At 47.8% G+C, this 24,038-nt stretch carries 27 protein-coding genes; 4 read left to right on the forward strand and 23 right to left on the reverse strand.

Features of this window, described 5'->3' with window-relative positions; genetic code table 11:
* Positions 1–23 precede the first annotated feature (23 nt).
* Positions 24–224, forward strand: a complete 201-nt coding sequence (locus tag ACYQ2N_RS22505; protein ID WP_460001675.1) for a hypothetical protein — start codon at positions 24–26, stop codon at positions 222–224.
* Between the two features lie 267 nt (positions 225–491).
* Here the strand turns inward: ACYQ2N_RS22505 and ACYQ2N_RS22510 are convergent, their stop codons facing one another.
* The 3 genes from ACYQ2N_RS22510 to ACYQ2N_RS22520 all read right to left on the reverse strand — a co-directional run bounded on the left by ACYQ2N_RS22510 (position 492) and on the right by ACYQ2N_RS22520 (position 3,116).
* On the reverse strand, positions 492–2,063 hold the full coding sequence (locus ACYQ2N_RS22510; protein WP_460001676.1) for a prenyltransferase/squalene oxidase repeat-containing protein: 1,572 nt from the start codon (positions 2,061–2,063) through the stop codon (positions 492–494).
* A 73-nt stretch (positions 2,064–2,136) separates the two neighbouring features.
* Complete coding sequence (gene rnhA / locus ACYQ2N_RS22515) at positions 2,137–2,592, reverse strand: ribonuclease HI (RefSeq protein ID WP_460001784.1); 456 nt, start codon at positions 2,590–2,592, stop codon at positions 2,137–2,139.
* Positions 2,593–2,660: 68 nt separating this feature from the next.
* Complete coding sequence (locus ACYQ2N_RS22520; protein WP_460001677.1) at positions 2,661–3,116, reverse strand: N-acetyltransferase; 456 nt, start codon at positions 3,114–3,116, stop codon at positions 2,661–2,663.
* A gap of 233 nt (positions 3,117–3,349) precedes the next feature.
* Between ACYQ2N_RS22520 and ACYQ2N_RS22525 the strand changes: the two genes are divergently transcribed.
* Positions 3,350–4,609 carry a two-component system sensor histidine kinase NtrB gene (locus ACYQ2N_RS22525; RefSeq protein ID WP_460001678.1) on the forward strand — a complete coding sequence of 420 codons (1,260 nt, stop codon included), beginning with the start codon at positions 3,350–3,352 and terminating at the stop codon, positions 4,607–4,609.
* Here the strand turns inward: ACYQ2N_RS22525 and ACYQ2N_RS22530 are convergent.
* From ACYQ2N_RS22530 to ACYQ2N_RS22550, 5 genes are all read right to left on the reverse strand, one after another.
* Complete coding sequence (locus tag ACYQ2N_RS22530; protein ID WP_460001679.1) at positions 4,587–5,831, reverse strand: hypothetical protein; 1,245 nt, start codon at positions 5,829–5,831, stop codon at positions 4,587–4,589. The two genes, ACYQ2N_RS22525 and ACYQ2N_RS22530, sit on opposite strands and share 23 nt — an antisense overlap.
* 139 nt (positions 5,832–5,970) lie before the next feature.
* Complete coding sequence (gene nrfD / locus ACYQ2N_RS22535) at positions 5,971–6,888, reverse strand: NrfD/PsrC family molybdoenzyme membrane anchor subunit (protein WP_460001681.1); 918 nt, start codon at positions 6,886–6,888, stop codon at positions 5,971–5,973.
* A gap of 2 nt (positions 6,889–6,890) precedes the next feature.
* A complete protein-coding gene (locus ACYQ2N_RS22540) occupies positions 6,891–7,451 on the reverse strand; it encodes a 4Fe-4S dicluster domain-containing protein (protein ID WP_460001682.1) in 561 nt (186 codons plus the stop codon).
* A 5-nt stretch (positions 7,452–7,456) separates the two neighbouring features.
* Positions 7,457–8,023: a TorD/DmsD family molecular chaperone gene (locus tag ACYQ2N_RS22545; protein ID WP_460001683.1), complete on the reverse strand. Its 567-nt coding sequence runs from the start codon at positions 8,021–8,023 to the stop codon at positions 7,457–7,459.
* A 53-nt stretch (positions 8,024–8,076) separates the two neighbouring features.
* Complete coding sequence (locus ACYQ2N_RS22550) at positions 8,077–10,326, reverse strand: molybdopterin-dependent oxidoreductase (RefSeq protein ID WP_460001684.1); 2,250 nt, start codon at positions 10,324–10,326, stop codon at positions 8,077–8,079.
* A gap of 302 nt (positions 10,327–10,628) precedes the next feature.
* Here ACYQ2N_RS22550 and ACYQ2N_RS22555 point away from each other — a divergent pair, with 302 nt between their 5' ends.
* Positions 10,629–11,531 carry a selenium metabolism-associated LysR family transcriptional regulator gene (locus tag ACYQ2N_RS22555; protein ID WP_460001685.1) on the forward strand — a complete coding sequence of 301 codons (903 nt, stop codon included), beginning with the start codon at positions 10,629–10,631 and terminating at the stop codon, positions 11,529–11,531.
* Between the two features lie 152 nt (positions 11,532–11,683).
* Here the strand turns inward: ACYQ2N_RS22555 and ACYQ2N_RS22560 are convergent, their stop codons facing one another.
* The 9 genes from ACYQ2N_RS22560 to ACYQ2N_RS22600 all read right to left on the reverse strand — a co-directional run bounded on the left by ACYQ2N_RS22560 (position 11,684) and on the right by ACYQ2N_RS22600 (position 18,854).
* Positions 11,684–12,175, reverse strand: a complete 492-nt coding sequence (locus ACYQ2N_RS22560; RefSeq protein WP_460001686.1) for a YeeE/YedE thiosulfate transporter family protein — start codon at positions 12,173–12,175, stop codon at positions 11,684–11,686.
* Positions 12,176–12,189: 14 nt separating this feature from the next.
* Positions 12,190–12,420: a sulfurtransferase TusA family protein gene (locus tag ACYQ2N_RS22565; protein WP_460001687.1), complete on the reverse strand. Its 231-nt coding sequence runs from the start codon at positions 12,418–12,420 to the stop codon at positions 12,190–12,192.
* A gap of 13 nt (positions 12,421–12,433) precedes the next feature.
* The gene (locus ACYQ2N_RS22570; RefSeq protein ID WP_460001688.1) at positions 12,434–13,048 is read right to left on the reverse strand and encodes a YeeE/YedE thiosulfate transporter family protein; all 615 of its coding nucleotides are present in this window, start codon (positions 13,046–13,048) and stop codon (positions 12,434–12,436) included.
* 77 nt (positions 13,049–13,125) lie between these two features.
* Positions 13,126–14,199 (reverse strand): DmpA family aminopeptidase, encoded by a 1,074-nt coding sequence (locus ACYQ2N_RS22575; RefSeq protein WP_460001689.1) that lies wholly within the window; start codon positions 14,197–14,199, stop codon positions 13,126–13,128.
* A gap of 93 nt (positions 14,200–14,292) precedes the next feature.
* Positions 14,293–15,039, reverse strand: coding sequence for a hypothetical protein (locus tag ACYQ2N_RS22580; RefSeq protein WP_460001690.1), 747 nt, complete (start codon positions 15,037–15,039; stop codon positions 14,293–14,295).
* 104 nt (positions 15,040–15,143) lie between these two features.
* The gene (gene uppP / locus ACYQ2N_RS22585) at positions 15,144–15,926 is read right to left on the reverse strand and encodes an undecaprenyl-diphosphatase UppP (protein ID WP_460001691.1); all 783 of its coding nucleotides are present in this window, start codon (positions 15,924–15,926) and stop codon (positions 15,144–15,146) included.
* A 113-nt stretch (positions 15,927–16,039) separates the two neighbouring features.
* Complete coding sequence (locus tag ACYQ2N_RS22590) at positions 16,040–16,621, reverse strand: TetR/AcrR family transcriptional regulator (protein WP_460001692.1); 582 nt, start codon at positions 16,619–16,621, stop codon at positions 16,040–16,042.
* 254 nt (positions 16,622–16,875) lie between these two features.
* Positions 16,876–18,330 carry an IMP dehydrogenase gene (gene guaB, locus ACYQ2N_RS22595; RefSeq protein WP_460001693.1) on the reverse strand — a complete coding sequence of 485 codons (1,455 nt, stop codon included), beginning with the start codon at positions 18,328–18,330 and terminating at the stop codon, positions 16,876–16,878.
* A gap of 278 nt (positions 18,331–18,608) precedes the next feature.
* Positions 18,609–18,854, reverse strand: a complete 246-nt coding sequence (locus ACYQ2N_RS22600; RefSeq protein ID WP_460001694.1) for a helix-turn-helix domain-containing protein — start codon at positions 18,852–18,854, stop codon at positions 18,609–18,611.
* A gap of 130 nt (positions 18,855–18,984) precedes the next feature.
* Between ACYQ2N_RS22600 and ACYQ2N_RS22605 the strand changes: the two genes are divergently transcribed.
* Positions 18,985–19,551 (forward strand): HD domain-containing protein, encoded by a 567-nt coding sequence (locus ACYQ2N_RS22605; RefSeq protein WP_460001695.1) that lies wholly within the window; start codon positions 18,985–18,987, stop codon positions 19,549–19,551.
* 85 nt (positions 19,552–19,636) lie between these two features.
* Here ACYQ2N_RS22605 and ACYQ2N_RS22610 read toward each other — a convergent pair whose 3' ends face one another.
* From ACYQ2N_RS22610 to ACYQ2N_RS22635, 6 genes are all read right to left on the reverse strand, one after another.
* On the reverse strand, positions 19,637–19,903 hold the full coding sequence (locus ACYQ2N_RS22610) for a translation initiation factor 2 (RefSeq protein WP_460001696.1): 267 nt from the start codon (positions 19,901–19,903) through the stop codon (positions 19,637–19,639).
* A 47-nt stretch (positions 19,904–19,950) separates the two neighbouring features.
* Complete coding sequence (locus tag ACYQ2N_RS22615) at positions 19,951–20,811, reverse strand: PHP domain-containing protein (RefSeq protein WP_460001697.1); 861 nt, start codon at positions 20,809–20,811, stop codon at positions 19,951–19,953.
* 81 nt (positions 20,812–20,892) lie between these two features.
* Positions 20,893–21,846: a dipeptidase gene (locus tag ACYQ2N_RS22620; RefSeq protein WP_460001698.1), complete on the reverse strand. Its 954-nt coding sequence runs from the start codon at positions 21,844–21,846 to the stop codon at positions 20,893–20,895.
* 226 nt (positions 21,847–22,072) lie between these two features.
* Entirely contained in the window at positions 22,073–22,333 is a 261-nt protein-coding gene (locus tag ACYQ2N_RS22625; RefSeq protein ID WP_206811872.1) for a stage V sporulation protein S, read from the reverse strand.
* Positions 22,334–22,500: 167 nt separating this feature from the next.
* Complete coding sequence (locus ACYQ2N_RS22630) at positions 22,501–23,280, reverse strand: TIGR00282 family metallophosphoesterase (protein ID WP_460001699.1); 780 nt, start codon at positions 23,278–23,280, stop codon at positions 22,501–22,503.
* A gap of 127 nt (positions 23,281–23,407) precedes the next feature.
* Complete coding sequence (locus ACYQ2N_RS22635; RefSeq protein WP_460001700.1) at positions 23,408–23,920, reverse strand: hypothetical protein; 513 nt, start codon at positions 23,918–23,920, stop codon at positions 23,408–23,410.
* Positions 23,921–24,038: the final 118 nt, after the last annotated feature.

A 24,038-nucleotide genomic window follows, 5' to 3' on the forward strand; every position in this document is an offset into this window, starting at 1 on the left:
ATTAAGAATGGAGGGGTCGTAAAATGCTGTCAACTCGGGAAGAAGAAGTGTTGGGGTTTATTCGCGATTTTGAAAGTTTCTCGCGCAATTACCTGTTAGAAAAGGGTATAAGCCAACATGAAATAGCAAATGCCTATCTCGAATTACAATGGCAATTCCTCCACATTATTCTTAATAAATCATATAACAGTGCTCAAGCTCATCAAGTGAACTCGTTTAACTAAGCAAAGCATCGGGGCTTCAGGTTGAGACTCTACTCGACTTGAAGTTAAATGAAACGCCCACTCGTAGAAGAATAAATAAAAATAAATGACAGTGGGAATCCACATTTGGAGCTTCCCACTGTTTATAGTGATTTGGTGCAATATCAGCCGGGAGTAAAGCTCCTGGCTTTCTGTTTTTTGGCATTAATCTAAAGGATCCTAAAGATAGTTCACCTTGAGAATGAAATCCTAAGGCATGATTGCGCCTTTCTCTTGATTAGTTATCTATCACGAAGAAGAGTTTAACCTCAGATACCGATCTAGTGCCCTGATCGCAGTGAGAGCGGTGCTTATGGGTTCTTCATAATTCCACCCTTTGGCGTAAACACCGCGATAAGCAGGCTTAAACGAACCGTTTTCCCACTGCTGTTCCAGCAAGTACTTAATTCCCCGCTCAAAAACCTCAGGCTGCACCCGTTTCTGGTAACGCCAAAGAGCCGCTAAAGTGAGAGCACTCTCGACAGGGCAGCCCCACCCTCCGTCCTCCCTTTGAGCAGCGAGTAAAAAATCAAGGCTTTTCCTACGGGCGAGATAGATTTGACGTGCTGATCTCCACTGTTCCCAGCTGAACTTCCATTTGCTCAAGAGCTCAAGCACCTGAGCAGTAGAATAAACCTGCCCTTCGAACCAGGCTGCGGGAAAATCCCCCTGCTCCCCCTGTTGTACTAAAAGCCAATTCAGTCCGCGCCAAATAGCCTGTTCCTGCGCACGCGAATCCTGGTGCCAGAGCGCTTCCAAAACGTGCACAGTCACATCTGCGCTGGGAATATAAACAGGAAATTCACATTGAATATTAGGGGGCACACCCTTAAAACTGGGAAATGTTCCCCAACTCCCATCCTCATTTTGCAGTGAGCGCAGCAATTGAACGGTAAGTTGGTTTTCCTGTACCTGGCTCAAAGCTACGGCTGTGTCATCAATATCTGGATGGGTAAAAGGGGGATTAGTACCATAACTCCCGTCCAGGTTTTGTCCTTGCTTAAGCCAGGTCAAGCCTCTCTTTAACCATGCTTCCTCATCTGCTAAGAGCGTAGTTTCGGCAAAAATGTTTACAGCCCAGCCCACGGCCCAAGTATAAAGCTGGTCGAAAGCGGGCCAACTGCCGTTAGAATATTGTTTCTGCACCAGCCAGCGCCCAGCCTGGTCCGCTTTCTCTCGGTGCGTCTGAAAGCGCAGTAAAGCTAGAATACCCATACCGGTTGCGACTATATCCTCGGCCCAAGAACCGTCAGCCATCTGCTGCAGACTCAAGTAATTAAGCCCCTCTGTGATCCCCTTTTGGTTATCCTGGGCAGCCAACAATGATGCAGCCACTACTACCGGCCTGCCATATACGGGAAGCTTTGCCAGCACCCGTTCCTCTAATATCCGCGGAAGAACTATTTCCTCTGGAGTTGGCCCCTTCAGGCCAGGCACTACCCTTTGCCCCAAAGAAAGTATCATTCCAGAAAACTGCCGTGCTTGCGCCAGCAGAACCAGTTTTGCCAAGAGTCCTCCTAGGCTCCCCTGAAGAACTGTGCGCGCGAGTTTGGTAATCTCCTCGTCAGGCTTATCTCCTTCATACTTACCCCAGCCGTCAGGCTGACGGTGCTGCCACAGCCAGTGTGCCCCACGCCTGTATGCTGATTCATAACTCCGTCCGAGAGCTAGCAGAGAAAGAGAAGCTAAAGCAGTTGCTCCCGGGCTGGCTGATACCCCATGCTCTTCATCCACGCGCCCGGCCAGGATTTGCTCTCCGCCGTCCAAAACAAAATGTTTTGCCTTGAGCAAGCTTTCTCTAGCCTCAGTTTGCAAGTTCATGGCACCGTCTCCCATGCAAAAGATAGTTACTAACTGTGTATGTAAAAGACGGTGCCATGGTTCCATTATTTGGTTATAAGTTAAGTTTACTCCCGTTCTGTACAGCTATAGCCTGTCGGGCCAGCGCATCGCATCGGTTGTTGTAAGGGTTGTCTGCATGGCCTTTAACTTTAATCCACTCGATCCTGTGTTTCCCAGCCGTGTTAAGTAATTCCCGCCACAAGTCTTGGTTCTCCACAGGTTTTTTCTGGGAGTTTATCCAGCCGTTTTTCTGCCAGCGCTCCAGCCAGCCCTGACAAAAAGCGTTGATCAGATAAGCACTGTCACTAAAAAGGCTTACCCGGCAGCTGGCTTTAAGTGCTTTGAGCCCCTCGATCGCGGCCATAAGCTCCATTCTCTGATTCGTAGTATGGGCCACAAAACCGGAGAGTTCTTTTTCTACATCCCCATATATAAGGAGAGCGCCCCAGCCACCCGGTCCCGGATTACCGGAACATGCGCCATCCGTATAGATTTTGACTTCTTTCAGCATCACTGATTCTCCTTAGCGAAGGTATACCTGACATTATATTGCATATTGAAAGTACACCTATGGCGCTATTTAATATTTTTTATCACTGCAATCTCGTCACAGTTCGGAAACTTGACGCAATTAATACACTCTTTCCATACTTTGTGCGGCATTTCCTCTTTCTCTGCAAGCTGAAAGCCGCAGCGCTCAAAAAAACCAGGCTGATAAGTGAGCGCAAACACCCGCTCGCATCCCAGGTCCAATGCTTCCTCAATCAAGGTTTGCACCAAGAGCTGGCCCAGTCCTTGCCCCTGGGCAGCGGAAGCAACAGCCAAAGCCCGAATTTCTGCCAAATCGCTCCAGAGAATATGCAGAGAGGCAACACCAATAATTTCTCCTTTTTCTTCGGCGAGCAAAAATTCGCGGATGCTCTCATACAGCATGTTGCGCGACCGGGGCAGCATCAATCCCTGTTCCGCATATCCGTTAATAAGAGCTAGCATTGGTTCAGCATCAGTCAGTTTAGCCTTGCGTACTTTCATCTCTTTCCCCTTCTCCACCGTTTTGCATAATTATACACTATATCGTATAAACTTGAAACCCTAGTCTTCATAAGACATTTGTCTATTCCAACCTAAAAAAATTCAACAAAGCATACACGGTTTTTTTACATTTTTCTACCTGTTCTTTATGTTACACTAAACAATGGATTTGCACTAGGACGTCCTGATTATTATTAATTAGAGTTGTTACATGAGAAAGGATTGGATTTTCTGTGTTTTCCTTTTGGCTTCAACAATCGCGCACGCAAAAACTGTTGGCTTTTCTATTTTTCTTTACCCTGGTTCTTACCTTCGTTTGCAGTTTTATGTGCCCTTCCCTGCTCCTGCTAAGGATTCTGCTCAGCCTCGACATTGTACTTGCCATTGCCTGGCTGGGGATAATTTTCCGCCTGGTTTCAGATGAACGTCTTCTTCACCAAAAGCACATTCGAACCTTACGCATCCTGCTCCAGCAAGACTCACATCAAACAGTGGATTACTCCAAAGAAGCTATTCTTATGATCAACCGCATAGGGAACATTGTTGAAGCCAGCCCCAAGGCCATTGATCTTTTGCCCTTTAGCGAGTTTTCACTCAGTGGTATGCCCATTTATAACATTATTGAAGATTATCCCGCTGACAAAGAATCTGCCAACGGAGAATTTGTACTAAAACTTAACAAAGGAGAGGAGCGCTTTATCCAATACGTTAAGCACCCTCTCCTTGATCGTGATGTTCCGTCAGGAACTTTACTGGTACTGTGCGATGTGACTGAGGAGAAAAAACAGTTCGAATCCTATTTACAAGCGGCCAAGTTCTCGGTGATCGCCCAGGTGGCTGGCGGGCTGGCCCATGAACTGCGCAATCCCCTCACCACAATTAAAGGATTCATCCAACTGGCCGGGCCTGACCAGTGGCCGGAACCTCTGCGTCCCTATCACCAATTAGTACTGGATGAGATCGATACAACCGACCGGTTGCTTACGCAATTTGTGCTTTTAACCAATCCCTCCGCACCCCAGCTAAACCCTCTTAACGTAGACCAACTTGTCTACTCAGCTGCTCAGATCCTGCAGCCAACTTGCTTAATGCAGGAAGTTTCACTAATTCTTAACCTGCCACCCGAGTCTCCTGCCGTTATGGGGGATGAAAAGCAGTTGACTCAGACCATACTGTCCATCATTCAGAATGCCATCGAATCCTCGCAACCTGGGCAAAGCATTATCCTAAAACTTGCTGCTGACATGGACAAAATCAAACTCAGTGTGGAAGACTCCGGCAATGGCATCTCTGAAGCAGTAATGAAAAAGGTTTTCGACCCTTTCTTTACTACCCGCAAAGGAAAGACCGGTCTGGGCCTCACCATCGCCCAGCAAATCGTCTTAGCTCATCACGGCGAGCTTACTCTCAGCCAGCCGCCGGACGGCCAAGGTACACTCGTAACCCTTACTTTGCCGGTAATTAAGAAGCTCAGAGAAAAACAGACGGCATAATCCCCGTCTGGCCACCGCGGCTGGAAAGCTCTTTCAGTCCTTCAATCTCCCAATTTGCCGGCAAACTCCAAACCGGAAACTGTTCGGGCTGTTTCAGCCAACAGTGCCAGCGCCGTAATTCCTCTTCCAGAGAGGGCAGAGTAACCCAATGCACTCTTCCGTCCCACAAGAGTTTTTCCCCTCTTATCCCTTTGGCATCGCGCAAAAGGCGGCTCCTTTCCAAAACGCTCGTGAGTATTACACTTTTACACGCTTCTGCGAGCGGACGTTCCAATATCGGGCAAATCACACTGAGCTGACCGTTCCCTTCAAAATAGTACCACTGCCCAAGTTCATTGACCCAGGTCTCTCCCCGGTCCCGGGCCAACCAAGGCCAGGTCCAGATGCTGCCCCAGAGAGAATTAACCACTCCCGCTCCGGCATAAAAAGAGAGAGCAAGCAGATCGCGCTGACGCAAGCTTCCCTGGCTTTCCAGCTCTTCCAGGCGGTCGAGCACCCCCGCTACCGTATTACAGAACTCAGGGTTAAGACTTCCATCCGCATCAACCCAGCCCGCTTTCTGCCAGTTCTTAGCTAATTCCGGACTGCGTTCCCAGCGGGCCTTAGTATTAAGTTCAAACTTCTTCCCTTTGCGGCGCACTTCGGCGATTTCAACATTTCCCCACACCAAAGATATTTGCTGGGAGCGGATGTCAACATGGGTACGCCTGCCGCTTAGGCTTGCAAAATACTCTTTGACTACTCCGAGTTGCTGGCGCGCCACCGGATTAAGCGGTCTGGCCCATTTATCCCAGTCTGGTCGTCCTTCCCCCACAGGTTGACGAATGGTCGCCATAAGGGTATTACTTTCCGGGATCAGATAAAGGCTTGGGTTAAGGCGTTCGCGCCAGTATACTGCACGTACAGCAATGATCCCAGAGATTTTTGAGAGGACGTGCAAAAAAGGAGGGGAGAAGTCCGGGGCCACGAAATAAACAAGGGTCTTGGCCCCATTGCTAAGGCGCTGCCCATAACAAATTCCCGAGAGCAAAAAATCCTCTTCCCGAGGAAATGAGTTGCTGGCAATAATACCAACCCGTAATGCTGTTTCCCCGCCCATATAATATGTAAATTGGTGGGGTAAACGCCAGGCTTTTCTCTTATCTTCCGGACACTCCTGCCAGGTGCGTGCCACAAAGACATCAGGATGATTGTCCCAAATCTCGTTCCAGTCGGTACCCACAGCCATCCTCCCTTAGCATTTCTACATAACATGTTTACGCGCCAAGGTCAGATAAAATGCCTTTCTTCGCAGACAAACTTGACTTTAAGCACCACGCAAAAAGCTGCCCCATAAAGAGGCAGCTTTTCTGATTTTTAGTCTATCTGAATAGCTGTCCCGAATACACCACGAAATACCTCAGGCACAAGCCACCAACTACGACCATCCCACAGACAGGCAAGACAAGGTTTTTATGGCTGGAAACCCCGTATATTGCCAATACAAGCGGGAGCAGGAGGCCTACGACCACGACTCCGAGCCAGAACAGGGTAGCCATGCCACCACTGAAGAAGGCTGCCTTAACGGAAGTATAGAGAATCGCTAAAAGGATAATTTCAATAGCCAAGAGGATGATATCGGCTTTCTTATACGCAGTTAAATCACTGCAGTCTACCGCCCCGATCAGAGTAGCAGCTAATCCTGCTGAGATAGCCGAGACCAGGAACAGAATGGGCAAGAACGGTATCCCTTGAATGCCTAGGAAACTCACATGCCAGAGCCCGTTGGTTGTAACTGCGGATAGTAAAAATCCTGTATAAGTGGCTGTCCCAAGAGCGAACAGGCTGCCGATCACGGCTACCGGTTTGCGCAAAGATTGAATCCCTGTGGCCTTGGCCGCGGCCATTTCCTGTCCAGCCAGGGTGATTTTGATCCTCTTCTCCGCGGCTGCCGCCATCCATACCAGATAAGCGTACACCACGGTAAAAGCAGTAAAGATTGAGATGATGAACGTACCGATCGACATGACTGAATGGAAGTTGACATAAAGGATAAGCTTCCAGAAACTAAGAGGCTTACCCAAGTCCACAACTAACATCGCCAGGCCGATGATTATCGCTACCGGGGCAATATAGGCTCCGGCCCGGATAACTTTGAACTGACGGTTCTTGCTAAAAAGATCGGTTAAAGCGGAAGTAAGAAAAGCACCCCCGGCCACTCCGGCCAGGAACAGATAGATGGCAATAATTCCTCCCCACGCTAACTCATGCGAGGCAGATGCACCCCATGTAATATCCATCTTTATTTCACCCCTTCATAAATGTAATAGACATTCGGGTGAGTGCCGAATTCAGGCTTCCGCACCTCTGATTTGTGTTTGTCCAAGAGCTTTTTGACCTCGCTGTTCGGATCGTTCAAATCTCCAAATACGAGCGCACCGCCCAGACAGGTAGAGACACAGGCAGGCTTCTCCCCTTGGGAGACTCTATGCTCATAGCAGAAACTGCATTTATCAGCAGCTCCTGTTTCTTCATTGAGAAAACGCGCATCATAAGGGCAGGCGGTCATGCAGTATTTGCAGCCAATACATTTATTAGCATCAACCAAGACCACGCCATCCTCATTGTAATAAGAAGCCTTTGTGGGACACACTCCTACACAAGGGGCATTTTTACACATTTGACAGGCTTCTTTTTCAAAATACAGTTTAACATTAGGGTAAGTCCCAGTTGGGCCGATCGCTGGAGATTTCGTCCGATACTGCCCCTCCGGTACCTCGTTTTGGAACTTGCAGGCAACTGTACAGGCTTGGCAGCCAATACATTTGCTTGCTTGTATCACCATGACATATTGTTTAGCCAAGGAAGTCACCCTCTTTCTTCAGAATGAATTTGCCAGTCTTGGAGAATTGCCGCGGCAGCAGCATAAACAGGGCGGCCGGATTTTTGGATCAAAGGCAGAATCGCGCGCAGAAATGGAAGGAGATGATGTTTCCTGAACTCGGTCAGTCGTTCTTCTGCAGCATCACGTGCTAACAAAGCCGCAAACTCCAATTCCACAGCCAGGTGGTCTGGCAGTTCTCCAGTACTTTCAATGACATAGCCACATGCTTCATAAAATGACTTAACGGCCAAGCTTTCTTCCCCCAGCACCTGCTTTTCGCGGTTAAGGTAGACTGAGGCATAAGGTGAAGCTTCAACCTTACCGGTCTCAAATAGGGGGATATAATGCTCCCATAAAGCATTGATCCGTTCTTCACCTGCCGCATAGTTCTGGCAAAAATTCTTTAGTTCTTGCAGCTGTGCAAAAGAGGCAGGGAGTTCCTCGGCCCACAGTTCCAGTAACTCTTCTAAGTGATCAGAAACTTCTGGGCGCGGTCGCTGAAAGACTGCTGCAAACGCCAAGTAAAGTTCTGCTTTCGTACTTTCCTCCATCTTGCTGCCTCCTTCCTCTGTCTTAGATACTGTCAGGCACTATGCTTAACAAGTTAAGCTTTGCGCACGCTTACAAATGTGGTTGAAGTCACGACATTGCCAGATTCCCCGATCTCATTTTTGATAAGCTTATTGTCGTTGATTCCTTTGTTATAAGCGCGTTTTAATTCAGGTGAAATCCGGCCAAAGCCATGATAGACAAAGACTGTGTCCGGACGAATCCCCTCTGTTACTTTGGCTTTGCCCTTGTGCTCGTACTGACCGGAGGAGATAACAATGTCATCCCCGTCCTTAATCCCGAGCTTTGCAGCGCTCTGGGCATTAATCCACAAGGAGTTCTGCGGCATCAGCTCATTAAGGACCGGTACATTGTGGGTGCCCGCATTCGTGTGGACAGCGACTTTTCCCTGCACAAAGCGGAATTTCCCTTCTTCCGGCTGCGGATACTGAGTATAAACGGGAAGTCCCTGACCCTTGACAGCTTCATCAATCTCGTGGGAAAAGATCGCAATCTTGCCGTTGGGACTGTTGGTCGGGGGTGCCGGTGCTTTGGGATCTTTACCACGCATATAGAACGGTTTCATACCGGCTGGACTCCAGAATCCTTTTTCCTTCAGTTGATCGAGGGTAAGCCCTGCCGGCTTAAGCGACCTTGATAGGAATTCTTCCATGTCTTTGAAACTGAAGAAATCTCCGATACCCATTTTGGCACCCAATTCTTTGTAAATCTGCCATCCGGGCTTAGTGTCGGCATAGACTAGGGGAACCGCAGGCTGACGCAATTGCAGCTTCGGCACGAGTCCAGACTGGTCAATAATCGGTTCGTAGCGTTCGAGATAGGTGCACTCAGGCAGCACCACATCCGCGAAATAGGCGGTATCTGTCATATAGACATCACATACTACCAAGAGGTCAAGCTTTTTCAGCGCTTCAATTACCCGGTCGCTTTCAGGCATGCTGATAACCGGATTAAAGCGGTGCACAAACCATCCTTTAATCGGGTATGGCTTGCCGGTCAGGATGCTTTCCGTGATTTGCCCGATTGCCCCGTCCACCACGGGTACAAGCTGTCCGGGAGTACCTTTCACACCTGCACCGTCAATCCGTCCTTTAGCAGGCTTGGGAGCCACTGGCTGAGGCCCAAAACCCCCGCCTGTCGCTTTGGCATATCCGGCCTGATCCGGGAACCGCGCCAGTACGCCCGCGCCTTTCTTCTGATAATACCCGCCCGGAACCTCCCAGTTCCCAATCATCATATTAACAATCATAATGGCGCGGCGCAGTTGATAATCGTTTGGCGTCCATGGTGTGCGCCAGCCGTATTCAATCAAAGCATTTGGCTTGGCAGCGGCAAACCCGCGGGCAATCTCGACAATCTTATCCTTCGGGATGCCGGTTTCCTTTTCGGCCCATTCCGGGGTCTTGTCTTTGACGGCTTCAACCCACTTGTCAAACCCTTCAGTATATTGGTCTATAAACTCTTTGTCATATAGATTTTCACTAATAATTACATTGGCCATGGCCATCACAAAAGCCAGATCAGTAGCACCTTTGATCGGAATCCATTCCCCTTTGGCAGCGGTAACGCTAAAACGCGGATCCAGGACCACTAATTTAGCTCCGTTGCCAACAGCCTTCATTACCCCTTTAACCATAGGGACATGAATTCCTTCGAAGAAATTACGGCCCATGGTAATGATATACTTGGCATTGCCATAATCCGCACCGATATAAGGATTGCCGAAGGTGCCCTCCAGAGCGGTAGTCCTGCTCATGGGACAGGTTGCCTCATGCGAGAACGTGTTTGGACTCCCTATGGCTCTGGCGATCAGACGGAAGAACTGGTCCTGGGGATTAACCCGGCTGGCAAAAGCGAACGACTCTGCCCCAAAGTCTTTTTGAATGGTTTTCGCTTTGTCCGCGATATACTGGTAAGCTTCATCCCAGCTTACTTCTTTGAACTTGCCGCTCCCCTTGTCCCCCGTGCGAATCATCGGTTTTTTAATACGCTGAGGATCGTAAAGCAGGGAAGGACCAGCATTGCCACGGGCGCAAATCGTGCCGGCTGTCGCGCCATCGTTAGGGTTACCTTCTACTTTTACTACTTTGTCATTTTTCACCTTTACGGCGACCGTACAACGACTGGTACACATTTCACATGTGGAAAACACCGTTTTGGCTTCATCCTTAGCCGCAGCAATTGCCTGCGGAGTAAGCTTAGTGAATGTGCCAAACCCCCCTAGAGCAACCATCGTTCCCCCGGTCCCATAAAGCACTCCTTTTAAAAATTGTCTTCGTTTCATTTCATATCCCTCCTATTTCACATGGAGTACTTAACTAAAAGATATAGGAATAAAATCATTGAGAATATTATCTCATTCACTTAATTCGACAATCTGGCTTATTTCCCTGCTGAAACTATATTGTATATGTTTATGTGATCATAAGCACAAATTATGAAATCTATTTTCACAAGAGATAAGTTAGGTGATGCAGTGAAAATAAGTACTTATAATCCTCCAATAAAGTTTGAATTTTGGGTGTCCGGGCCTTACAATAAAAAGGAGCATATTCTGTAATAAGAGCGTAAAGCAGGTGAACCGGGATGGATAGCTACCAACTTAAGATTTTTTGCATGGTAACTCAACTACAGAGTTTTTCCAAAGCCGCTAAAATGCTTCATATGAGCCAACCTGCGGTCAGCACACATATTAAGAATCTCGAAGAATATTATCAGGGGCAGCTATTCGAACGCACTCCCCACGGCGTAACTTTGACCGGTGCCGGCGAGGTTTTCTACAACTATGCACAAAAGTTTTTGGAACTTCAGGACAAGATGGAGCAAGAACTAGAGAAGGTTCTCCTGCGGGAAAGCAATCAAATCATCGTGGGTGCCAGTACCACGATCGGCAATGTCTCTCTGCCATGCTCGATTTATTTATTTAAAGAAGAATACCCAGAGGTCAATATCCGTCTTGATATCGCCAATTCAGAAGAAGTCTTACGGCGCCTGATGGCTGGTGAAGTTGACATTGGTGTAATCGAGAGTGACATCGAACCGAAAGATATCAACGCCATTCCAGTAACTACGGATGAACTGGTCTTAATTCTACCACCCAATCACCCTCACGTCGGAGATAAGATGTCCATCGAAGAATTTATTAAGCACCCGCTAATTTTGCGCGAAGACGGTTCAGGCACGCGCAAAATCCTATCCGTCGCTTTGGAACGCCATGGCTGCTCAGTTAACGACCTCCACGTGATCACAGAAATGACTACGATCGATGCTATTAAGTCAGCGGTGGAGGCAGGCTTAGGGGGGGCTGTCGTTCCCCGTCTGGCCGTACGCAAGGAAGCTTACCTGGGCACTCTTAAAGTCTTAACCATTAACGACCTGCAAATGCCCCTCACTTTCAATATTATCTACCCTGTCAACAAACCCCTCTCCACTGCTACCAAACGATTTATCAAATTTCTCACCGACCCTGATGAACGCTTCCTTTGTTAAACATTATAGCTCTGTCAGAATAAAAATCCTCACTTGGGCAAGCTTTTGTTTATTATTGTTTCAAATAGCATTAAAACCTTTTGAGTATACAACGAGGCTCTTACGTGAAGAGCCTCGTTATCTTTTGCTGTGTCGGTGGCATTAAAGTCTCATCAAAGTAAAAACTTAACTAACAACTTCGAGCCAAGCCAGGCTCCCACAAAGACTGCGACCGCGAAAATCCAGCCCGTCAGTGAGCTTGAAGCGATTCCGTTCAGAAGTCCTCCGATGTTGCAGCCATAAGCGATGCGCGCGCCATAGCCCATGAGCACCCCACCAATGAGGGCGGAGAAGACAAACTTCTTATGCCTGACCGGGCGAAACCGGGCCTGGGAAGCAGCTAAGGTAGCCCAGAAAGCTCCCAGGATCACGCCTAAATTAAGATAAGTTCCACTGGAAAGAAAAAGTTGGGATGCACTAATGCTCCGGTTATTAATTAACCCTATTTTCCCTCCAGCCCATTCAGCCCAGGCTTCGAGATTCGAGCTAACACCCCAGGGTTGCTGTCTGACAATCAGGACCAAGATATTAAGAAGGGCGAGCATAATTGCCCCTGTCCAGTAAGGCCAAGGCCCGTGCCAAAAAACCTTCAACATTTTAGGCATTTTCCCCACCTTCGCTAATCATGCGTTTTAGTTAGTTCCAGGTGCCAGATTCCGTTTGCCACTTCCTGCTCCCTGATAGCATAAGCATGCTCCTCTGCCCATACTACTATGGCCCGTGAAGTACAACTGTGCTCTGTCTCCAAAACTAAGATGTCCCCGATATTCATACCTTTAAGTTTTTTCTGCGCTTTAAGCAAGGGAATAGGGCACATTTCCCCCCAAATGTCCAATTGATGACGAGCCATGCTAACAACTCCCCTACCCTCCAACCTGTTTCCTTTGCCACCAGCGGGTCAAGATCCACAAGCCAAACAAAGCTCCGAACTCAAGTCCTAACGTCACTAACCATCCAAGTTTATCAGGAAGAAAAACTCCCTGCCACTCCCCGAACACAGAACGCCACTTGTTCACAGTCTGCTTTCCCAGCAGAGCGCCGACAAAGAAACCGCCCAAGGCCAGCATCTGCATGCCAAAGCCTTCCCCGATGCGCATCAAAATCCCTGAGGCGCAGCCCCCGGCCAAGACCATCCCAATGCCGAACAAAACTCCTCCGACCAAAGTGTGAACTCCCAGCGGGAAAACATTAAAAGTTAAAGGAATTTCTCTGGCTTGCCCTACCCACGCGACTAAGGCAAAGCCTGCAAGACTGAGGGCAATCAGAAGAATCAAAGCCTGGGTGAGCTGAGTCATCCCTACCAGCAGCGGATCACGCAAAGCTGATGTGAAGCAAAACCTAGACTTTTGCAAGGTAAATCCTAAAGCTGTTCCCAGAGCTAAAACTATTGCTAATTTTAAGTTTATCTGAACTATTAATAAAAATAATAAAATCATAAAGAGGGTGAACCCAATATTAAGCCTGCGCTGCGATGGCATTCGACGTCCCCCTTTATAAATAATAATTTTCACATACTTAGCATAGCTAGTTTTTAAGCCACTGTCAATAAGGTTTTTTAGACATAGGTATCTAGTCTGTTACATCGCTTGCGCATTATCTTAAGGGTTTCCTGGATGGGCAGGGCATGCCGGATATGTCCGTCACGACCGTCCAGAGTTTGCGCCAGAAAAAGGCTGTTCCAGATGCTCTCCGCCCCGGCTTCGACTGAAGCTTGAAAAAATCCGTCCAACTCCCAGTCTGACAAATTATCCCCCTTGCCAGCATCACTATTGCTCACCATTAAGCAAAAGTCCCCGCTCCCGGTCCTGGAAACACTCCCAGTTCTCGCCATGCCCAAAAAGGTACGTTTCGCGATTTTATCCAATTGTTTGCTTGACAAAGGTGCATTAGTAATCCCGACTAAGATTAAAGATCCCTGAACAATTCCCTGGGCAAGGAGCTTAAGCTCCTTGCCCACCGGAACACCTGAGATCAGCAAATCCTGCAACAGGCCAAAATTAGCCAAGGCCAAGACTCCCAGGACAAACCCCTGGTTCCCGGGTATCACCCGCGAGGCGCTTCCTATTCCGCCTTTAAGCTGGAAACAAGACATCCCAACCCCAGCACCTACATTTCCCTGCTCTACGGGATTTGTGTTAGCCCTTTGCAGTGCCAGGATTGCATCTGACGACCGCACATGACGGCCGCGGATATCGTTCAAATATGAATCATCACACTCAAAAACCACAATATTGGGGGTGCGCGCATCATTTCCAATCTCCGGGATATTCCCCAACAAATAAGTAACCGCACCGTTAGCCACGTCATATACGCTTAAAGTGTTTGTCAGGAGCACCGGAGAATTAAGAACCCCTGTTTCCTGGATGAACTGCAACCCTAGCGACTTTCCGTATCCGTTAAAAATCTCAATTCCGGCCCGGCAGGGCTCACGGTAAAGACTTCTTCCATGCGGCAGGATGGCTGTAACACCTGTGCGCACCGGTCCCTTGCCGGGAATGAGCCTGCCGTGCCCGCGCACAAGTGAGACATGTCCCACAGCTACCCCAGGGACATCAGTGAGATCATTATGAGGGCCAGGCGGGAGTTGCCCCAGCCAGATTCCCAGCTCCCTTCCAGTCACTCGCAGCATATAAAAAACCCCCTGTTGCCATTTTATTAAGCACAGGAGGAAACTATGTTTATCCGATGGCTTACAAATCTGCCACAAATGAGTTCACTAGTTTTAGGCGCACACTTTAATCAAACGGCTCATCAACGATACAAGCATCAGAGCCATAGGGTAAGCCCGCTCTTCGACCGTATAATTATCTTTGTAATTGCGCCGGAAAAAGACTACATCTACTTCTTCCTTTAAGTTATTGGAGACTACTTTCAAATCGGCCAAAATTTGAATCTTTTCTTTAAGGTCACAGTTTGCTGCCGTAATTCCTTGCTGGCCGAGCAGGTAATCAGTTACCCCCTCAATAACTTTTTCCAGCACAGTCACAAATTCCGCGTACTTCCCTTGCTGCAGAAGTTCATAGGCTTCCTGCACAGATTCACCCAGCTCGGAGGGTACTGATTTGCTGTTGACGATTCTCTCCATCTTCTTAAAACAGGGGCAAGTCGCCTCGCACAGTGTCGGCAAGTCCCTGCCTAAAGCCGGCTCAATCACGCGGCGCGACGGCAAAGAATCGAGAGCAGCCCTTACTAAAATCTCGGCGTCCTGATCCGAATCTCCCCGGTAAATCCAGCGGCTTTTGCCTAGTTTCTTAACCTTTGCTTCCTCCGGACTTAAGATTGTTAAGCCTGGACTCTCAGGCACAGGCACACAAAACTGTAGGTGCCACCCGGATTTGCGCTCGACTAACTTGAAGATTTTGTCTGAACCGTGGTAAAATACAACCCCATCCCGCACTGGACAACTACTGAGCATCTGCCCTACCCATTGGTAGACCTTTTCCACAGTCTGATTGAAAAAAAAGTCCATGTTTTTTCTCTTCTCCCCCTTAAACCAAAAGCCCTCCTATTGTAGATTTCGCCCTCACACTCTTTTTATCCTTCTTTATAGCATAAAATTCTTCACATACTTTACTATGCTCTAGCGAGAGCCAATATGATCACCACTAAACCCAGCAAGAACCGGTACCCTACAAAAACCTTAAAATTACTGCGTCTTAAATACTGTAGTAAAAAGGAAATACTCAGGATCCCAACCACAAACGATGAAATAACCCCCACCATGAACGGCAAGTTGATAGCTTCCGCAGTCAAGTGCCTCAGTTTAAGAATGCCTGCGCCAAACACAATCGGGGTAGACATTAGGAAAGAGAATTTGGCCGCATCTTCCCTGTTTAAGGACAGGATACGGGCGGCAGTCATCGTGCTACCAGAGCGGGACACCCCCGGAATAATAGCAAAAGCCTGAGACAGTCCGATCCAAAGAGCATCACTAAGCTTCATGGTCCCTAGCTCACGCACCTGAGGCCTGCGATCAGCCCAGTAAAGAATAATGCCCATCACAATGAGCATAGTCCCTATAAGCAAAGGAGCCCGAAATACAGTTTCTGCATAGTTTTCGAGCATAAGCCCAATTAACGCTCCCGGTATTGTTGCCGCTAGCAAATACCAAAAAAGGCGTTTTTCTTGAGAAGGTTTAGGGGATAAAGCACCCTTAAATAATCTCAGCCAGTCATGCCAGAAGTAAAATACCACTGCCAGCAAAGTTCCAATATGAAGAGCGACATCAAAAGTCAAGCCATGGTCATCCCAGCCAAACAGCCACGGAATCAATACTAAATGGGCGGAACTGGAAATAGGCAAAAACTCGCCCAGTCCCTGAACAATTCCCAAAATCAATGCTTGAAAAACAGTCACTACTCCCACCTCCGTGTATCGTAATCTCAAAGTATCACAAACTCAACTATATCACATGGGCGTAGGAAAGGAAACTCCATTCGAACCACGAACCACGAATATCGAATATCGATTCACGCTTGCCGCTGCCTGCGCCCAAGTCCATCCATGAACACAGCAAGCACGTGCCTCATCTCTTGGTGCAAATCCCCCTGGTGGGAGACATACCAACTGATAAAATGCTGCAGCATCATACCTTCAAGAGTTTCCGCCAAAAAAGCCGAATCATACTCCCCACTGATCTCCCCTTCCCTCTGCCCTAAGGTGATAATCGCCTGCAGCCCGTAATGAAGGTTCAAATCCTGGGCAGACATTTCCCGGTTACGCACAGCAACCCAGGCCAGTTCCCGGTCTGCTACCATGAAGTCAGCCCAGTCTTTAAGAAGTACTTCCAAACGTTCCCTGGTAGAGTAAGCTTGGTGAGTACGCCTCCTGTCAATTAATTCCCGGTGCGCTTGTCTGCTAAACTCCAGAACGACAGCTTCTTTAGACGGGAAATAGTTGTAAAAGGTCCCTTTGCCCACATCTGCCTTCTGTGTAATCTGCTCAATTGAAGTTGCGTCAAACCCACGTGTCCGAAACAGTTGCATCGCAGTGACAAACAACTTTTCATAAGTATCCTTCTTTTTACGCTCGCGCCGTGACAACTCCTGCAAAGCACAAACCCCCTTCACTCTGTCTCATCTTTAGATAGTATTATTCTCCGGATTTACGTAATTTCCTTCCAGTCATAGGTTTAACTTACAATATTTTCATATATATTACTATTCCATATCTCTCCATATCTCCACACGCGTGCGTTGCAATACCCTCAGAGAAATAAAACTGCCAATTGCAATTGCTTAGCAGAGAATTAAAAGAGAGCATAACCCAACATAGGGTATGCTCTCTTAATTAGTAGTCAAGCAATTTACAAACTGTAGTTTGGCGACTCTTTCGTGATCGTGACATCGTGAGGATGGCTTTCCCGAAGTCCGGCAGCCGTCATTTGTAAAAACTGAGTCTCCGTGCGCAGACCCTCAATATTGTGGGTGCCGCAGTAGCCCATTCCGGCCCGCAGCCCGCCCATCATCTGATAAACAGTCTCGGACAGCGGACCCTTGTACGGAACTCTTCCTTCAATTCCCTCAGGCACCAGTTTTTGCTCATTTTCCTGGAAGTAACGGTCTTTGCTTCCTTCCTTCATGGCCGCGATCGAGCCCATGCCGCGATAAACTTTGAAACTCCGCCCCTGGTAGATCTCAATATCTCCTGGGCTTTCTTCCGTACCGGCAAAGAGGCTTCCAATCATGACCACCCTCGCTCCGGCAGCCAATGCTTTAACAATATCACCGGAAAACTTGATCCCGCCGTCCGCGATAATTGGAATGCCATGCTTCTCTGCTTCCTCGGCACAATCCAGAATAGCGGTTATTTGAGGCACACCGATACCAGCTACAACCCTGGTCGTACAAATTGATCCCGGCCCGATTCCTACTTTAACCGCATCCGCACCGGCCTCAATCAAGTCTCTGGTAGCATGCGCTGTCGCCACGTTGCCCGCAATCAAAGCGATATCCTGGAAGCGCCAACGCAGCTCCTCCACGGCCTTAATTACGCCAAAAGAGTGCCCATGTGCTGTATCGACCACGATCACGTCCACTCCGGCTTTAACCAGAGCCTCCGTACGCGCCATAGTGTCAGCGGTTACTCCCACAGCCGCTGCAACCCGTAAACGACCGCGTTCATCTTTGGCTGAATTCGGATACTGACGCGCTTTTTCGATATCCTTAATCGTGATTAATCCTTTTAAGTATCCTTGGGCATCAACGATCGGCAGTTTCTCAATCCGGTGATGCGCCAGAATCTCCTTGGCATGCTCTAGAGTCGTTCCCACCGGAGCAGTTACAAGGTTATCCTTGGTCATCACTTCCCCAATCTGGCGGGAATAGTCTTTTTCAAAACGCAAATCCCTGTTGGTAAGAATTCCGACCAGCTTGCCCTCAACAATAATAGGTACACCGGAAATTCGGTAGCGTGCCATTAAGTTAAGAGCATCCTGAACTTTATCTGCGGGGTGAAGAAAGATCGGGTCAGTAATTACTCCGTGCTCAGAGCGCTTGACTTTGTCCACTTCCAAGGCCTGCTGCTCAATGGTCATATTCTTATGAATAACCCCGATCCCGCCTTCGCGGGCAATGGCAATAGCCATTCGGGAATCTGTAACAGTATCCATGCCGGCGCTCATCAGTGGAATGTTTAGCTTTATCTTTTGAGTCAGATATGTACTCACATCCACATCCCGGGGCAACAATTCTGACTTTGCCGGAATCAAGAGAACATCATCAAAGGTCAATCCTTGCTTCACTATGCGTGCGGAACTCATGACAAACCCCTTTCCCAATGGTTTTCTAATTAGTATAACAGATTATCCTATCAGATAGTAGAGGTCTTTGGGTAAGATTTTTAGAGAATTAACGCGAACAACCAGATCCAAGATAAATCTAGCTGTTTTTTACCCATACTAAAAAATCGAGGACTGGACTCGCCTAGTAAATAATGATAATTTATAATGTGGAGATTGATCAGGATGTCTAAAAACCGCATTCCGCACAAGCACTCACCTAAAGAGCAGCCCCATATTGAAAAGAATGTTGCTGCCGATTAATGTCCCATTATGCAATTAAGCCCAATTTCCGATTCAAAATGGTCGCGTAGATGCCGAATCGTTCCTTCAGGAACATTAAATTCACGTGCTATTTCCATATCTGATTCATTAAGGCGCAACCCTTCGATCAGGCTGTCATAATCCACTCCGACCTCAGATGCCTTTTCTTTCAGGCTTGAATCCGTGCTCCAGGGTGCAAAATCAAAATAGGCTTGGTTATCCCCATCCTTGTCACGAATCATATTTTTCTGCCTCCTTCAATGCTTTTGCGCTTAGATTTCCCCATTTAGCCTTAAAACATCCCCAGGAAGGAGGTCTAGCTTGAAAAATAGAATATAGTACAGGTATGATTAAATGGGAGTGGTTAGCAAAATGTTATACCGGGTGCGCCAGTTTGCGAAAGCACTTATTCCTAAAGTGAACGCAGAGGAAATCAGCTGGGTGAAACAAAAATTATCGCCCCCTGCCCAGCGGCTTTTTTTCAAACAGGACCGCGGAGAGCAGCGCCATGCCCTGGATGTAGCAAAACTCCTCTTTCAGGATCTTAACTCCCTGCATCCGGGGCAGACTCAAGAAACTTACGCCCTTGCTTCAGCTAAAAATCACGCTCGCGCGCTGTTGTCCCCTGCGGAAGCTGTGGATCTCCTCACTGCCGCTCTCCTCCATGATTGCGGTAAATCCCTCGTGCAGGTAAAAATCTGGCATCGGGTTGTTATCGTCTTCGTGCAGAACCTGCCTTCCCCTTGGCAATACCGGCTTAAACACAGCCGGAGCCTGCTCACTCTGCCCTTGCGCATCTCCTCCCGCCATGCACGCTGGGGGGAACTTCTGGCCCGTCAGGCAGGCCTAAACTCTAACGTCTGCCGTTTAATTGCCGAGCATCATCAGCCAACAACTAAGCTTGGGCTTATGCTTAAGCAAGCAGATGATTTAAGCTGAACGTTTTCGAACTTATTTTGTTAGAATCAAAATAGTAAATTTTTTGCTTAAAAAAATGAAAAGCATAAGCATTAAATATAGCTGCTCATGCTTTTTTCTCTGTGTCTTCCACTCTTTCCTGGAGCTCGATTATCTGGCGGTTTTTGAGTAGAAGCCATTTGGCAAATTTGGTGTTGTCCCGGTGCAGGCGAATATTCTCTTTTTCCAGTCTCCGTACCAAAGCCACTTTTTCTCTTTCTACTTTCTCGAGCAAGTTCATTAGTACGCGGCGGCTTACGCGCAAATGTTCAACGCGTTGCTCCAGTTCCCCCACTCTCGCCCTTAATTCTCTCACTTCTTCGTTGGGATCCAAGCCCGAGCCCCCCCGGCATAGTATTGTTTTTACCTGTATTCTATGCCTTAGGACGTTGTTTTAATCCTATTGCGCCTGGCTAAATCCCTAATAACGAAAACCGTATCGAGAGAAGTGCCCCATCCCCCCAGCTTAACTCCCGGCTTGCGCTTCTCCCCGTGGAAATCCGACCCCCCCGTAGGTACAAGACCATACTCAAGTGCGAGCTTACGGTACCTGGCTTCATCCTCCCCACTATGATCGGAATGGCTTACCTCCAAACCCTGCAACCCTTGATCGACCCACTCTTTAAGTGAGCCTTCGAGACGCTGAATGCCCGGATGCGCTAAAACCGCAACCCCTCCCGCCTGTCTGACTACCTTAATCGCTTCTGCCGGAGTTAGCTTGTAACGCGGCACATAAGCAGGAGCGCCGTACCCGATATAGCGGGTAAAAGCGTCTTTAAGACTGTGGGCATACCCGGATTCAATGAGAGCCTGAGCTACATGCGGGCGTCCGATTGATTCCCCGTGGGCAAACTTTTCCACATCTTCTGCTCTCACCCGGACATCCAGGGAATTTAAGCGCCCTATCATATCTAGCATCCGCTTGTAGCGCGCCCCCCTTAAAAAGCTTAGTTTCTCTTGCAGTACCTTTGCTTCAAACTCAGGCTCATACCCTAAGATATGAATTTCTATCCCATTGACCTCTGTGTTAAGTTCGATTCCTTTAAGTATTTCCAAACCGCACTCACGTCCGGTCGCCTCAGCTTCCTCCCAGCCTGAGAGCGTATCATGATCCGTAATTCCTACTCCCTTAAGTTCTGCTAAGGCAGCTTGCCTAACCAATTCCTGCGGCGTCAACAAACCATCAGAAGCAGTTGTATGACAGTGAAGGTCTGCTTCAACCCTAAACTTTAATGTAGTCACTCTTAAACCCCATTTCTTCAGCACAAATGATTGCCCTAAATATACAGTGCAGAGACTGCGTCGAAATTACGTTAAGAAATATTACTTTAAAATTGCCCGTAAGACCCTCATAAAATTCTTCCCGAAAATCTTACCTATCTCCGCTTCCGTAAAACCGGCGCTCCTTAAATCCTCAGCCAATGCAGGATAGCGCGTACAATCTTCAAGTCCGGTCGGAGTATCTTCAATTCCGTCAAAATCCGAACCCAGCCCCACTGCCTCAATCCCGGCTACCTCAGCGATATGAGAGATATGCCTGACTATGTCCTGGCGGCTGGCTGTACCCTTTTCCACCAAAAAAGAGGGGTAAAAATTTACCCCCACAACCCCGCCTGCACGTGCCAGAGCCCGCAACTGCTCATCGTCTAAGTTCCGTACATGCGGACAGAGGGCTTGGGCACAGGAATGAGAGGCCACTACCGGCTGTCCGGATTGCTCCAACACATGCCAAAACCCTGCTTCATTAAGATGGGAAACATCAATAAGCATACCGAGTGTATTCATCTTTTTTATAACCTCTTGCCCAAAGCGGGTCAGCCTGCTGCCGGTCCTGTGTTCACCCGCTCCATCTCCGATAGCGTTGCGCTGGTTCCAGGTTAAAGTTAAAGAGCGTACACCCAAGGCATAAATAATATTTAACATAAACAGGCTTTCGCCCACAACTTCTCCCCCTTCAACCGCGAGGAGCACTGCCGTTTTATCAGGATGTGGAATCCGGTCAAGGTCTTTGTTCTCCCTGATGAGAAAAACACGATCCCGATTCTCAGCCAGGAAGCGGTGGGCTGCGTCAATCAGTTCCAGCCCTCTCTTCATGGCCAAGTTAGGCTTATACGAGCTCTCAATAAAAGCCGCCAGGAATTGAAGAGCTACTCCCCCTTGCTTAGCCCTCTCCAAGTCCCAATGCCCGCCTTCGTCAACATCTCTAAGTGACCTCTTTTGTGCTAAAAAATCGCCAAGGCTGTCACAGTGACCATCAACCACCCATAATTCCGTCAATTCTATCCTTCCCCTTCCTTACTCGCAGAAAAAGTCTTCATGCTTCTTACAAGAATATATACCAAAACCTTATCCGCACAAAACCAACTCTAAAAATATTTTTACGCATTGTCAAATTAAAAGACGCCTGTTGTCAGAGCAAACAGACGCCTGTTTTTATGCAGCTTGATGGTTCGCAAATCAGCATATATCTTTTTGGATATTATGAATGTTGCAATTATTCGGGTTAGCGGGGTCCGACTATCAACTTAATTGCTGTTCTCTCTTCCCCGTCAATTTGGATATCCGTAAAAGCAGGAATACAGACTAGGTCTAAACCGCTGGGCGCGACAAATCCTCTGGCGATGGCTACCGCCTTAACAGCTTGGTTCAGAGCCCCGGCCCCAATTGCCTGTAATTCAGCGCCTCCCTTTTCTCTAAGTACGCCCGCCAGCGCCCCTGCCACAGAATTTGGGCTTGATTTAGCTGAAACTTTTAATACATCCATAAATTACTACCTCCTGTTTTGCTGACATGTATTTCCACAACTCTATGTTAGATGTATTCGTGAAAGATAAAAAAAATCCTCTTTTTAATGCCAGATTTTTCAGATTTTTACCGAGTAACTTTTCAAAGCCTCGCTGTTTGTTTACAAAGTGCAGCAGAGGCTTTTATTTACGATTCTGATTTTTGAACTGCCTGGATTCCTCTCGCTTTTCCAGTGCCTTCATCGATATCCAGAACGACTGCATTTAACTGCAGCGGTCCTGCAGCCAATTCAAACTTAACAGGCATTTGCGTTAAAAATCTCTTAATAATAATTTCTTTCTTAACTCCCAGGACAGAATCGCGCGGCCCCGTCATCCCCACATCTGTAATATAAGCGGTACCTTCAGCCAGCAAACGCGCATCCGCGGTCTGAATATGAGTATGCGTACCTAACACAGCACTCACTTTCCCATCGAGGAACCAGCCTAAAGCCATTTTTTCAGAAGTGGCTTCCGCGTGAAAATCAACAATGATTATGGGAGTTTCCTGTTGAATTTGATTTATTAAGCGGATCGCTCCGGCAAACGGATCTTCAAGTGCAGCCATAAACACGCGCCCGGACAAATTTAAGACCGCAACCTTATTGCCGCCGGAACGGATAAAGCCATACCCTTTCCCAGGAGCACCCAACGGATAGTTAGCCGGCCTGATCAAGCGCTGCTCGTTCCCGATAAAATCCATAATCGTACGTTGATCCCACACATGGTTCCCCATTGTCAAAAACTGAATCCCTGAATCAAACAACTCCTGAGCCACTTGAGGGGTTAACCCGTTGCCACCGGCAGCGTTCTCAGCATTAGCGATCGTGACTTCGATTTCGTGTTCCTTTTGCACATCTTGCACAAACGCTTTAACAGCCTGCCTGCCAGGACTTCCTACAATATCTCCGACAAAAAGGATTTTCAAACTATTACTCCTTTCGCACAAACATTAGGCTAATATTGCCTACTTAATATATACCCAGATCGTGACCATGCCAACCATGAATGCGCAACTCCATTTTCCGCGCGTACACTTACACGCAAAAACTTCCCTAATTCTTGAATACGATAACGCGGCCTTCTTCTCTTACAGCCACTACATTTTTGTCAATAGCATCCGTGCTAATCGTTGCCAACATGTGTCCAATCAGTTCTTCCTGAAACATCAGCTCATCTTCCGGCAGATTGCTTTCATCATACACCAGGCGGTTAGAAAACTTACGTTTAACCAATTCCACGATCAGGCCCACTTCGCTGCGGGTCATACTGTTAACATCCCGGGTAATGGTTAAAATAGCAACCTGCTCTTCCTGGCGCATCTCAATCGCGCACACTTCCATTTCCATTCCTTCCAAATCATGAAACACTTCCAGTGCTGGCCGTAAACTTTGCTCCATGCTATTGTCAGCTTCATCTTTAATTAGAAATGTAAATTGGAGGGCGTGCTTTTCCTGCCAATAATATATTGAACCGACCTCAGGATATCTTAACAAAATCGAGATAAGTAAACCGGCTCCTTCCGGGACATAGCCGCCGTCTTTATACTGTAAATTTAAGTTCCCCACATTCTGTCTCCCCTTTTGCCTCGATGATCATCTATAATTATTCGGCACAGAGTGACAAACTCCTTCTCTCTATCTGTTGACAATAAAAGGACACAAACGCTCTCGTAAACCGTCTAGG

Source organism: Paradesulfitobacterium aromaticivorans (assembly GCF_054657415.1).

Bases quoted from the DNA above. Each gene is read 5' to 3' on its own strand.
- ACYQ2N_RS22580 (WP_460001690.1), bottom strand. From the start codon at position 15,039: ATGGACTTTTTTTTCAATCAGACTGTGGAAAAGGTCTACCAATGGGTA.
- ACYQ2N_RS22575 (WP_460001689.1), bottom strand. From the start codon at position 14,199: ATGCTGCGAGTGACTGGAAGGGAGCTGGGAATCTGGCTGGGGCAACTC.
- guaB (WP_460001693.1), bottom strand. From the start codon at position 18,330: ATGAGTTCCGCACGCATAGTGAAGCAAGGATTGACCTTTGATGATGTT.
- ACYQ2N_RS22565 (WP_460001687.1), bottom strand. From the start codon at position 12,420: ATGGCTCGTCATCAATTGGACATTTGGGGGGAAATGTGCCCTATTCCC.
- nrfD (WP_460001681.1), bottom strand. From the start codon at position 6,888: ATGGATATTACATGGGGTGCATCTGCCTCGCATGAGTTAGCGTGGGGA.
- ACYQ2N_RS22570 (WP_460001688.1), bottom strand. From the start codon at position 13,048: ATGCCATCGCAGCGCAGGCTTAATATTGGGTTCACCCTCTTTATGATT.
- ACYQ2N_RS22520 (WP_460001677.1), bottom strand. From the start codon at position 3,116: ATGAAAGTACGCAAGGCTAAACTGACTGATGCTGAACCAATGCTAGCT.
- ACYQ2N_RS22510 (WP_460001676.1), bottom strand. From the start codon at position 2,063: ATGAACTTGCAAACTGAGGCTAGAGAAAGCTTGCTCAAGGCAAAACAT.
- ACYQ2N_RS22555 (WP_460001685.1), top strand. From the start codon at position 10,629: ATGGATAGCTACCAACTTAAGATTTTTTGCATGGTAACTCAACTACAG.
- ACYQ2N_RS22560 (WP_460001686.1), bottom strand. From the start codon at position 12,175: ATGCCTAAAATGTTGAAGGTTTTTTGGCACGGGCCTTGGCCTTACTGG.
- ACYQ2N_RS22605 (WP_460001695.1), top strand. From the start codon at position 18,985: ATGTTATACCGGGTGCGCCAGTTTGCGAAAGCACTTATTCCTAAAGTG.
- ACYQ2N_RS22550 (WP_460001684.1), bottom strand. From the start codon at position 10,326: ATGAAACGAAGACAATTTTTAAAAGGAGTGCTTTATGGGACCGGGGGA.
- ACYQ2N_RS22545 (WP_460001683.1), bottom strand. From the start codon at position 8,023: ATGGAGGAAAGTACGAAAGCAGAACTTTACTTGGCGTTTGCAGCAGTC.
- ACYQ2N_RS22625 (WP_206811872.1), bottom strand. From the start codon at position 22,333: ATGGATGTATTAAAAGTTTCAGCTAAATCAAGCCCAAATTCTGTGGCA.
- ACYQ2N_RS22505 (WP_460001675.1), top strand. From the start codon at position 24: ATGCTGTCAACTCGGGAAGAAGAAGTGTTGGGGTTTATTCGCGATTTT.
- ACYQ2N_RS22600 (WP_460001694.1), bottom strand. From the start codon at position 18,854: ATGATTCGTGACAAGGATGGGGATAACCAAGCCTATTTTGATTTTGCA.